Source organism: Azospirillum sp. UFLA03-27, assembly GCF_059803775.1.
Window position 1 is genome coordinate 1 of the sequence record NZ_JAUQTX010000250.1, and the last position, 9,503, is coordinate 9,503.

A 9,503-nucleotide genomic window follows, 5' to 3' on the forward strand; every position below is an offset into this window, starting at 1 on the left:
CCGGCCCCCGCCCCGGCCGCCCCTCCGCCGGGTGGGGCCGGGGCGGGGGGCGGGGGGCCTTCCACCATGGCCGAGGACCCAGCGGTCGAAGGGGCGGCCGGAGCGGGAGCCGGGGCCGCCGTGGGAGCGCTCGGCTTGGCGGGAGCGGCCGGCGCCGGCTGGGCGACCACCGCCGCAGGGGCGGGGCCGGGCTTCGCCGGAGCCGAAGAGGCTGGAGCCGGGGCGGTCGGGGCCGGAGCGGCGGGAACCGGAACCACCGGAGCGGGAGCCGTCGGAGCAGGCACCGCCGTGGACGCTCCACCAGCCGCCGGCGGGGCGGACACCGGCGGAACCGCCGGGGCGGGCGGAGCCTCCGCCATCACGGTCGGGACGGACGCCGGGGCGGCGGGCGTTTCGGCGGGAGCCGGCACCGACGCGGTTTGGCCGCCACCATTCTGGCTGGCGCTGAAGGGCAGCGTGTCGAGCAGCGAGACCAGCCGGTCGGGCAGGGTCGGGACCAGATCGACCATCGAGCGGTCGGTCGCCGAAAGATAGTACCAGCCGCCGTAGACGATGCCCGCCAGCACCATCGTGCCGAGCAGGACGGTGCCGCCGGGGATGCGGCCTTCCGGCACCGGAGTCGGGAAATAGAGCTGCTGACTGCGCGTGCGGCCCGCCGCCTCGTCCTTGTAGCGGGTGAGGATGGTGTCCGGGTCGAGCCCCAGGCATTCCGCGTAGGAGCGCAGGAAGCCGGCGGCGTAGGTGGTGCCCGGCAGATCCTCGAACCGGCCCGCCTCGATAGCCTGCAGGTAGGGGTAGCGGATGCGCAGCATCGTCGCAACCTCGCGCAGGTCGTAGCCGAGGCTCTCGCGCGTTTCGCGCAGGGTATCGGACACGCTGGGGCCGGTCTGCGCCGCGCCGTCCTGCGCGGAGTCGTAGGAGCCGAAAACCTTGCGCTTGGCCATCATCTCAACCGTACCGTCGCCTCGGATGACTTATGGTCGCAGTCCCGGCATGGGTACGCCAGCCGCGGCGTCGGCGCAACCGGGAACGACCTTGATCCTGCCCTCTTGTATACGCCCTTCGTCCAAACCGCTGTAACAAAACACCGTCACGGCACAGCACAGCGCCGGATATGGCTCCAGGGTGGAGGAAGCGACCTTGGGCGCAAGCTTGGGCGGGGCCTCAGATGATGACGCCGTGGTCCTTGGCGAAGCTGCACAGCTTGTCGCGCAGGCTGTGGTCACCGCGCAGATAGAGCCCGTTCATGTACTGGCGCAGCGCCGCCACGTCGAGCGAGCGCAGCATCGTCTTCACCGGCCCGACCGAGGGCGGCGACATCGACAGGGTGCGGAAGCCGATGCCGATCAGCGCCATGGCGTCCAGCGGCCGGCCGGCCATCTCGCCGCAGATGCTGACCGGGACATCGGCGTCGCCGCAGGCCTCGACCAGCCGCCGCAGCAGGCTCATCATGGCCGGCGACAGCGGGTCGTAGCGGCCGGAGGTGCGCGGGTTGCCGCGGTCGCTGGCGAAGATGTACTGGGTCAGGTCGTTGGAGCCGACCGACAGGAAATCCACCCGCGGCAGCAGGGCCGGCAACTGCCAGAGCAGCGCCGGCACCTCGATCATCGTGCCGACGCGCACACGGCTGGGCGGCTCGCCGCCCTGAACCTTCAGCCGATTGATCTCCAGATCGAGCAGGCGGCGGGCGGCGTCGAACTCCGCCACCTCGGCGATCATCGGGAACATCACTGACAGCGGACGCCCGGCCGACGCCCGCAGCAGGGCGCGCAGCTGCTGACGCAGCAGCGACGGGTGGTCCAGCCCGATGCGGATAGCCCGCCAGCCGAGCGCCGGATTCTCCTCCCCCTCGCTGGCCGCGATGTAGGGCAGCATCTTGTCGCCGCCGACGTCGAGCGTGCGGAAGACCACCGGCTTGTCGTCGGTCTGGTCGAGGATGCGCGCATAGAGGTCGGTCTGCGCGTGGACGTCCGGGTAGGTGGAGCGCACCATGAAGGGGATTTCGGTGCGGTAGAGGCCGATCCCCTCCGCCCCGCTGGCCTTCAGGTGCGGCAGGTCGATCAGCAGGCCGCAGTTCAGTTGGATGGAAATCGGCACGCCATCCCGGGTGACCGAGGGCAGCGCACGGATCGCCTCGTACATCTGCTCCTTGCGGGCGCGCAGGGCCACGGCCTCCGCGAAGGCCATCTGGATGTCTTCCGCCGGGCGCACGAAGGCCTGCCCGTGGTCGCCGTCGACGATCACCGGGTCCAGCGGCTCGATCCGGTTCAGCGCATCGGGCGCCTGCACCACCGGGATGTTCAGCGCGCGGGCCACGATGCAGACGTGGCTGGACGGCGAGCCTTCCTCCAGGATCACGCCGCGCAGGCGGCGCTGGTCGTAGTCGAGAAGCTCCGCCGGTCCCATGGACCGCGCGACCAGGACGATGTCCTCCGGCAGCGTGCCGCCGTCGGCCTCCGACTTGCGCCCGGCGAGGTGCTGGAGCAACCGGTTGGTCAGGTCCTCCAGATCGAGCAGGCGTTCGCGGATGTAGGGGTCGGTCAGGTGGCTCATGCGGGCGCGGGTGTCGTTCTGCACCTGCTGCACCGCCCCTTCCGCCGTCAGACCCATGCGGATCGCCTCGCGGATGCGCGACAGCCACCCGCGGTCCTCCGCGAACATGCGGTAGGTTTCCAGGATGTCCTTGGGCTCGCTCAGCCCCGCCAGCGCCGCCGCGTTCAGCAGGTCGTCGATGGCGCTGTGCATGGTGGCGATGGCGGCGTTCAGCCGCGCCAGCTCGCTCTCCGCGTCCTCGGACACCATCTGGCGGATGGTCAGCTGCGGGCGGTGGATCACCGCCAGCCCCATCGCCAGACCGCTGGCCAGCGACGTGCCCGACAGGCGGGCCGGCAGCAGCGCCGGATCGCCGGTGGAGGCGACCTCCTGCGGGTTGACCAGCTCGCCCTGGGCGACCAGCTCGGCCACCACCATGGCGATGGTCTGGAGCGTCTCGACCTCGACCTCGGTGTAGCGGCGGCGGTCCTTGTGCTGGATGACCAGGACGCCGCGGACCTTGCCGCCGCGCAGGATCGGCACGCCGGCCAGCGACAGGAACGGGTCCTCCCCCGTTTCCGGGCGGTACGCGAAGCTGGGGTGCGACGGCGCGTTGTCCAGCGCGATGGGCCGCGCGTGGCCGGCGATGTCGCCGACGATGCCCTCGCCCACGCGCAGGCGGGTGTTGTGCACGGCGTCCTGGTTCAGGCCGAGCGTGGAGAACAGCTCCAGCACCTCGCCCGCCCGCATGACGTAGCAGGAGCAGACGTCCGCCCCCATCTCCATGCCGATCAGGGTGACGATCTTGTCAAGCCGCTCCTGGCCCGAGCCGGAGCCCGCCATGACGTCGCGCAGCCGCGCCAGCAGGCGGCGCGAGGCGGCGCCGTCGAAGCCCGGCGAGGCGGAGGGGATGTCACCCACGACGCCATTCATCTCATGCCGCCCCCAGAATGGCCGATTGACCGGTGGCCGACCGGCCGATATCCGGCTGCTCATCGGCGTCAATGTGCGGGGAGCGGGCGGCCAGCGCCGCTTCGGCCTGGACAATCAGGTCGCCGATGATCTCGGCCACCGGCTGCTCGCGCGTGACCAGCCCGACGCTCTGGCCGGCCATCAGCGAGCCGCTCTCCACGTCGCCGTCGATCACCGCGCGGCGCAGCGCGCCGGCCCAGAAATGCTCGATCTCCAGAATGCCTTCGTCGCGCGTCTTCTCGCCGCGGTCCACGCGGGCGATGACTTCGCGCTGAAGCTCCATGAAGCGCTTCGACCCGGCGTTGGTCAGCGCCCGCACCGGGATCACCGGAAAGCGCGGGTCGATCTGCACGGACGCCTGGGCGTCGCGCGCCGAGGCCTTGATGAAGACCTGCTTGAAGCGCTGGTGCGCGATGGATTCGGTGGCGCAGACGAAGCGGGTGCCGATCTGCACGCCCGCTGCCCCCTGCTCCAGATAGGACAGGATGGCCTCGCCGCGCCCGATGCCGCCGGCCACAAAGACCGGGACCTCGCGCAGGTCGGGCAGGATCTCCTGCGCCAGGACGGTGGTGGAGACGGGGCCGATGTGGCCGCCGGCCTCCGTGCCCTCGATCACCAGGGCGTCGATGCCGAGCTTGACCATCCGCCGGCCGCTGACCAGCGTCGGAGCGAAGGTCATGGCGCGGGCGCCGCCGTCCTTGATGCGCTTGATGGTGGCGCCGCTGGGGAAGCCCCCGGCGATCACCACGTGGCTCACCGCCAGCTCCCGGCAGACGTCGATCAGACGATCGAGCTCCGGGTGCATGTTGATGAGGTTGACGCCGAAGGGCTTCGCGGTCAGCGTCCGCGTGGCGGCGATCTCCGCCGCCAGCAGGTCCGGCGGCATCGAGCCGCAGGCCAGCACGCCGAAGCCCCCGGCGTTGGAGATGGCGGAGACGAGGTGGCGCTCCGACACCCAGCTCATCGCACCGCCCATGATGGCGGTGCGCGTGCCGAGGAAGGCGCAGCCACGCTCCCACAGCCGGTCGAGTCGGGCGCCTGCGACCGCGTCGGACCTGGCGTCGGTCATCGCCGCCCCTCCCCCTTCACCGCGACTCAGGCCGCGTCCAGCCCGTAGGCGGTGTGCAGCGCGCGCAGCGCCAGCTCCGCATACTCCTCGGCGATCAGGACGGAGATCTTGATCTCGGAGGTGGAGATGACCTGGATGTTGATGCCCTTGTCGGCCAGCGCCTTGAACATGCGCTGCGCGACGCCGGCGTGGCTGCGCATGCCGACGCCGATCACCGACACCTTCACCACGTTGGCGTCAGAGACGATGCGCTTGTAGTTCAGCTCGGCCTTCGCGTCCTCCAGCACCTTGACGGCGCGAGCGATGTCGGCCTTGCCGACCGTGAAGGTCATGTCGGTGGACTTGCCGTCTTCCGACACGTTCTGGACGATCATGTCGACATTGACGGCGGCGTCGGTCAGCGGACCGAAGATGCTGGCCGCCACGCCCGGACGGTCGGCGACGCCGATGAGGGTGATCTTCGCCTCGTCGCGGCTGTAGGCGATGCCGCTCACAACTTCCTTTTCCACGATCTCGTCCTCGTCAACAACAAGGGTACCGGGAAGCGCGCTGCCGGCGGCCTCCTCGAAGCTCGACAGAACCTGCACGCGCACGCGGTGGTTCATCGCCATCTCGACCGAGCGGGTCTGCAGGACCTTCGCCCCCTGCGACGCCAGCTCCAGCATCTCCTCGTAGGTGATCTTGGAGAGCTTGCGCGCCTTGGTGACGATGCGCGGGTCGGTGGTGTAGACGCCGTCCACATCGGTGTAGATGTCGCAACGGTCGGCCTTCAGCGCCGCCGCGAGGGCGACCGCCGAGGTGTCGGAGCCGCCGCGGCCCAGCGTGGTGATCCGCCCGCTTTCGGTCACGCCCTGGAAGCCGGCGACCACGGCGACCTCGCCGGTGTTCATCCGCTTGTCCAGCTCCGCCGTGTCGATGGACACGATGCGCGCCTTGCCGTGCGTCTCGTCGCTGTAGATCGGAATCTGCCAGCCGAGCCAGGACCGCGCCTGGATGCCGAGCGACTGCAGCGCGATGGCGAGGAGACCGGAGGTCACCTGCTCGCCCGAAGCGACGATGGCGTCGTACTCGCGCGCGTCGTGCAGCTTGTCGATGTCGTTGCAGTATTTCACGAGCTGGTTGGTCACGCCGGACATCGCCGACACGACGACGGCGACCTGATGCCCCGCCTTAACTTCCTGCTCGACCTTTCGGGCCACGTTCTTGATGCGGTCGATGTCGCCGACCGACGTGCCGCCGAACTTGAGGACGATCCGCGCCATACCTCACACCATGTCTGGGCCGGCAAAAAAGCCGGCAGTCCGCGCCCCCGCTCTACCGTTGCCGGCGCGGGGCGGCGTATCCATACTCTGTCGCTCACAGCGAGGCAAGTTCGCCCCGCAATTGTTCTCGCAATCCAAGCATACGGGATTTTCTTCATGACCGCGACCGCCGGAACCGCAGGCACCGCAGGCACTGTCGACCCTCAGGACATCGCCCGCTTTTCGGCCATCGCCGCGGAATGGTGGGACCCCACCGGCAAGTTCCGGCCCCTGCACCGGCTGAACCCGCTGCGGCTGGCCTACATCCGCGACACGCTGTGCCGCCGCTTCGGCCGCGACCCGCTGGCGGCGGAGCCGCTGAAGGGCCTGCGCATCGTCGACATCGGCTGCGGCGGCGGCCTGCTGTCGGAGCCGGTCGCCCGCATGGGCGCCACCGTGGTCGGCGTGGACGCGGCCGAGCGCAACGTCCGCACCGCCACCGCCCACGCCGCGGAAACCGGCACCCCCGTCGACTACCGCGCCACCACCGCCGAGGCCCTGGCCGCCAGCGGCGAGCGCTTCGACGCCGTGCTGGCGATGGAGGTGATCGAGCATGTCGCCGACGTGCCGCTGTTCGTGAAGTCCTGCGCGGCGCTGACGGCGCCGGGGGGCGCGCTGTTCCTGGCGACGCTGAACCGCACGCCGAAGTCCTTCGCGCTGGCCATCGTCGGGGCGGAATACATCCTGCGCTGGCTGCCCCGCGGCACCCACAACTGGCGCCAATTCCTGCGCCCCGGCGAACTGGCCGCCGCCGTGCGCGCCGAAGGGATGGCGATCCGCGACCTGACCGGCATCACCTACAACCCGCTGTCCGACGAATTCCGGCTGAACCCGCGCGATCTCGACGTGAACTACATGGGCTGGGCGGAGCGGTCCTGAACGTACAGAGCATCGGCGACGCGTACGGGCGTACATACGTACGCGTTGCCGATGTCGGCTGCAGAGGCGGTGGCATCGGGAGCCGCACAACAAAAAACGGGAGAGCCGCCGGCTCTCCCGTTTCATGTTCGCAAGGAAACGCGCCTTACGCCGCGTGGCTGGCTTCGTGCTGGGTCAGCAGCGCGTAGATCGCGTCCGCCGAGTCCGAACCGCGCAGCTTTTCGCACATCGATTGGTCACGCAGCAGGCGCGACACACGGGCCAGCGCCTTCAGATGGTCGGCGCCGGCATGATCCGGAGCCAACAGCAGGAAAATCAGATCGACCGGTTGCTCATCGATCGCATCGAAGTCGATGGGCCGCTCCAGCCGGGCGAAGACGCCGTGGACACGGTCGAGGTTGGGCAGCTTGCCGTGCGGGATGGCGATGCCATGCCCCACGCCGGTGGTGCCCAACCGCTCGCGCTCCAGAAGGACGTCGAAGATCGCCCGTTCGTGCTGGCCGGTCAGCTCGGACGCCTTGCGCGCCAAGTCCTGCAGGGCCTGCTTTTTGCTGCCGGCCTTCAGGTTCGGGAGAATGGCGTGCGGCGTGATGAGATCGAGCATGACGCTTTGGGTGTGGTTGGAACAGAGACCGGACTCAGGCGCCGGCCTTCTCCGCCGGGTCGACCCAACCGATGTTGCCATCGGCGCGGCGGTAGACCAGATTCAGGCGGCCATGGGCGCCGTTGCGGAACATCAGGGCCGGAGCGTCGGCGAGTTCCATGCGCATCACCGCCTCGCTGACCGCCAGGGTCGCGATGTTGGTTTCCATCTCGGCGATCACGATGGGCTGCGCCTCTTCGGCAGCGGCCTCTTCGCTCTCCACATGGGCCTCGTCCTTCTCCGCTTCCAGGATCTGGTAGCGGGCCGGGAAGGCTTCCTGCGCGGGGGCTTCGACGCTGTGGTGGTCGCGCAGACGGCGCTTGTAGCGGCGCAGGCGCTTGGCCAGCTTCTCGCACGCGGTGTCGAAGGCGGGATACGGCTCGGTGGCGTCGGACGCGCTCTGAAGGACGATCCCACGACCGACGTGCACCTGAATGTCGGCCTTGAACAGGTGCGCTTCGCGCGTCAGGACGACGTTGGCCTCGATCGGCTTGTTGAAATACTTGCCGACGATGGTGTTCAGGCTGTCCGCGACGTGGGTGCGCAGAGCGTCGCCAACGTCAAGCTGCTTGCCTTTGACGGTCAGTTGCATTTTGGGATGTTTCCAATCTGGTCCGCGATAGACATAGGACGACGGAAGGCCGCCACGTGCGGACGGGGACCATAGTGACGGCGGTATGGGCTGTCAATCAAGGACGGCCCCCTCCCGGCCCGGTTACATGCGTGACATCTTGGCACGGCGTCGCTGCACCGATGACGGAATGCGCATCGCTTCACGATACTTCGCGACCGTCCGGCGCGCAATGTCGATCCCTTCACCACGAAGAATTTCGACGATTTTATCGTCCGACAGCACGTCCTCGGGCTTCTCGGCGTCGATCATCGCCTTGATGCGGTAACGCACGGCCTCCGCCGAGTGGGCCGCCTGCCCGTCGGCCCCCTGGATGGCGGAGGTGAAGAAATACTTCAACTCGAACACGCCGCGCGGCGTCGCCATAAACTTGTTGGTTGTGACGCGACTGACCGTGCTCTCGTGCATGCCGATCGCTTCGGCGATGTCGCGCAGGATCAGCGGCTTCAAATGCGAGACGCCGTGGATGAAAAAGGCGTCCTGCTGCCGGATGATCTCGCTGGCCACCTTCAAAATCGTGGTGGCGCGCTGGTGCAGCGACTTGACCAGCCAGTTGGCCGACTGGAAGCGCTCGGTGATGTATTCCTTGTCCGCCTTGTTGCGGGCGGTGCCGGAGATGCGCGCGAAATAGCGGTGGTTGACCAGCACCCGCGGCAAAGTGTCCGGGTTCAGGTCGATCAGCCAGCCGCCGCCGGGGTTGGCGCGCATCAGGATGTCGGGGGTGACGAGCTGGGCGGGCGTGTGGTCGAAGCTGAGCGCCGGCTTGGGGTTCAGCTTGCGGATCTCCGCCACCATGTCGGCGACGTCCTCGGCGTCCACGCCGCAGACCTTCATCAGCGCCGGCAGGTTGCGCGCCGCCAGCAGCTCCAGATGGTCGAGCAGGGCCTCCATCGCCGGGTCGAAGCGGTTCTTCTCGCGCAGCTGGATCGCCAGGCACTCCTTGAGCGAGCGCGCGAAGATGCCCGGCGGGTCGAAGCGCTGGCAGGCGGCGAGCACCCGCTCCACCCGTTCCGGAGCGCAGCCGAGCTGCCCGGCGAGGCTCTCGACCTCCAGCCCGGTGATCCAGCCGGCCTCGTCCAGCATGTCGATCAGCGCCAGACCGATGAGCTGGTCGCCGAGGTCCGGCAGGTCGATCTTCAGCTGCTCGGTCAGATGGTCGCGCAGGCTCTTCTGGCCGGTCAGCGTGGCTTCCAGGTTGGACTCGTCGTCCTCGAAGCCGCCGCGGCCGCCGCGCTCCTGCCAGGAGCCGTAGACGTCGCTGGAGCCGTCCGTCCCATCGGAGAAACGGTCGTCGGAATAGACATTCTCGAAATCGGTGTCGAGCGGCGCGTCGGAGGCCGATCCCATCGTCTCCGACGACGTCATCTCCACCGTGTCGCGGGTGCGCCCGTCGGTCATCGGCGGCTGGCGCTCCTCCGGCGCGGCGAGGTCCACCGCCTGTCTCTTATACACATCTCCGAGCCCACGAGACTATAA

8 protein-coding genes are annotated in these 9,503 nt (G+C 68.9%); 1 reads left to right on the forward strand and 7 read right to left on the reverse strand.

What is annotated here, in order from left to right; genetic code table 11:
• The 4 genes from Q4I23_RS26630 to Q4I23_RS26645 all read right to left on the reverse strand — a co-directional run.
• Positions 1–944, reverse strand: a 944-nt coding sequence (locus Q4I23_RS26630) for a helix-turn-helix domain-containing protein (protein ID WP_498528206.1), incomplete at its 3' end; no start/stop codon positions are given.
• Between the two features lie 220 nt (positions 945–1,164).
• The gene (ptsP, locus tag Q4I23_RS26635) at positions 1,165–3,465 is read right to left on the reverse strand and encodes a phosphoenolpyruvate--protein phosphotransferase (RefSeq protein WP_498528207.1); all 2,301 of its coding nucleotides are present in this window, start codon (positions 3,463–3,465) and stop codon (positions 1,165–1,167) included.
• Position 3,466: 1 nt separating this feature from the next.
• A complete protein-coding gene (locus Q4I23_RS26640) occupies positions 3,467–4,573 on the reverse strand; it encodes an NAD(P)H-dependent flavin oxidoreductase (RefSeq protein WP_237905391.1) in 1,107 nt (368 codons plus the stop codon).
• 26 nt (positions 4,574–4,599) lie between these two features.
• Positions 4,600–5,835, reverse strand: a complete 1,236-nt coding sequence (locus tag Q4I23_RS26645; protein WP_200479511.1) for an aspartate kinase — start codon at positions 5,833–5,835, stop codon at positions 4,600–4,602.
• A gap of 156 nt (positions 5,836–5,991) precedes the next feature.
• On the opposite strand from Q4I23_RS26645, the gene ubiG reads away from it, so the two are divergent.
• The gene (ubiG, locus tag Q4I23_RS26650; protein ID WP_498528208.1) at positions 5,992–6,753 is read left to right on the forward strand and encodes a bifunctional 2-polyprenyl-6-hydroxyphenol methylase/3-demethylubiquinol 3-O-methyltransferase UbiG; all 762 of its coding nucleotides are present in this window, start codon (positions 5,992–5,994) and stop codon (positions 6,751–6,753) included.
• Between the two features lie 145 nt (positions 6,754–6,898).
• On the opposite strand, the gene ptsN is transcribed toward ubiG, so the two are convergent.
• The 3 genes from ptsN to rpoN form a co-directional block, all read right to left on the reverse strand.
• Positions 6,899–7,357, reverse strand: coding sequence for a PTS IIA-like nitrogen regulatory protein PtsN (ptsN, locus tag Q4I23_RS26655; protein ID WP_014198055.1), 459 nt, complete (start codon positions 7,355–7,357; stop codon positions 6,899–6,901).
• 34 nt (positions 7,358–7,391) lie between these two features.
• Positions 7,392–7,988, reverse strand: a complete 597-nt coding sequence (gene hpf, locus Q4I23_RS26660; protein ID WP_014198054.1) for a ribosome hibernation-promoting factor, HPF/YfiA family — start codon at positions 7,986–7,988, stop codon at positions 7,392–7,394.
• Between the two features lie 123 nt (positions 7,989–8,111).
• Positions 8,112–9,425, reverse strand: coding sequence for an RNA polymerase factor sigma-54 (gene rpoN / locus Q4I23_RS26665; RefSeq protein ID WP_498528209.1), 1,314 nt, complete (start codon positions 9,423–9,425; stop codon positions 8,112–8,114).
• Positions 9,426–9,503 lie beyond the last annotated feature (78 nt).

Excerpts from the sequence above, each read along its gene's own strand:
- ptsP (WP_498528207.1), bottom strand. The coding sequence starts at position 3,465 with ATGAATGGCGTCGTGGGTGACATCCCCTCCGCCTCGCCGGGCTTCGAC.
- hpf (WP_014198054.1), bottom strand. The coding sequence starts at position 7,988 with ATGCAACTGACCGTCAAAGGCAAGCAGCTTGACGTTGGCGACGCTCTG.
- ubiG (WP_498528208.1), top strand. The coding sequence starts at position 5,992 with ATGACCGCGACCGCCGGAACCGCAGGCACCGCAGGCACTGTCGACCCT.
- ptsN (WP_014198055.1), bottom strand. The coding sequence starts at position 7,357 with ATGCTCGATCTCATCACGCCGCACGCCATTCTCCCGAACCTGAAGGCC.
- Q4I23_RS26645 (WP_200479511.1), bottom strand. The coding sequence starts at position 5,835 with ATGGCGCGGATCGTCCTCAAGTTCGGCGGCACGTCGGTCGGCGACATC.
- Q4I23_RS26640 (WP_237905391.1), bottom strand. The coding sequence starts at position 4,573 with ATGACCGACGCCAGGTCCGACGCGGTCGCAGGCGCCCGACTCGACCGG.
- rpoN (WP_498528209.1), bottom strand. The coding sequence starts at position 9,425 with ATGACCGACGGGCGCACCCGCGACACGGTGGAGATGACGTCGTCGGAG.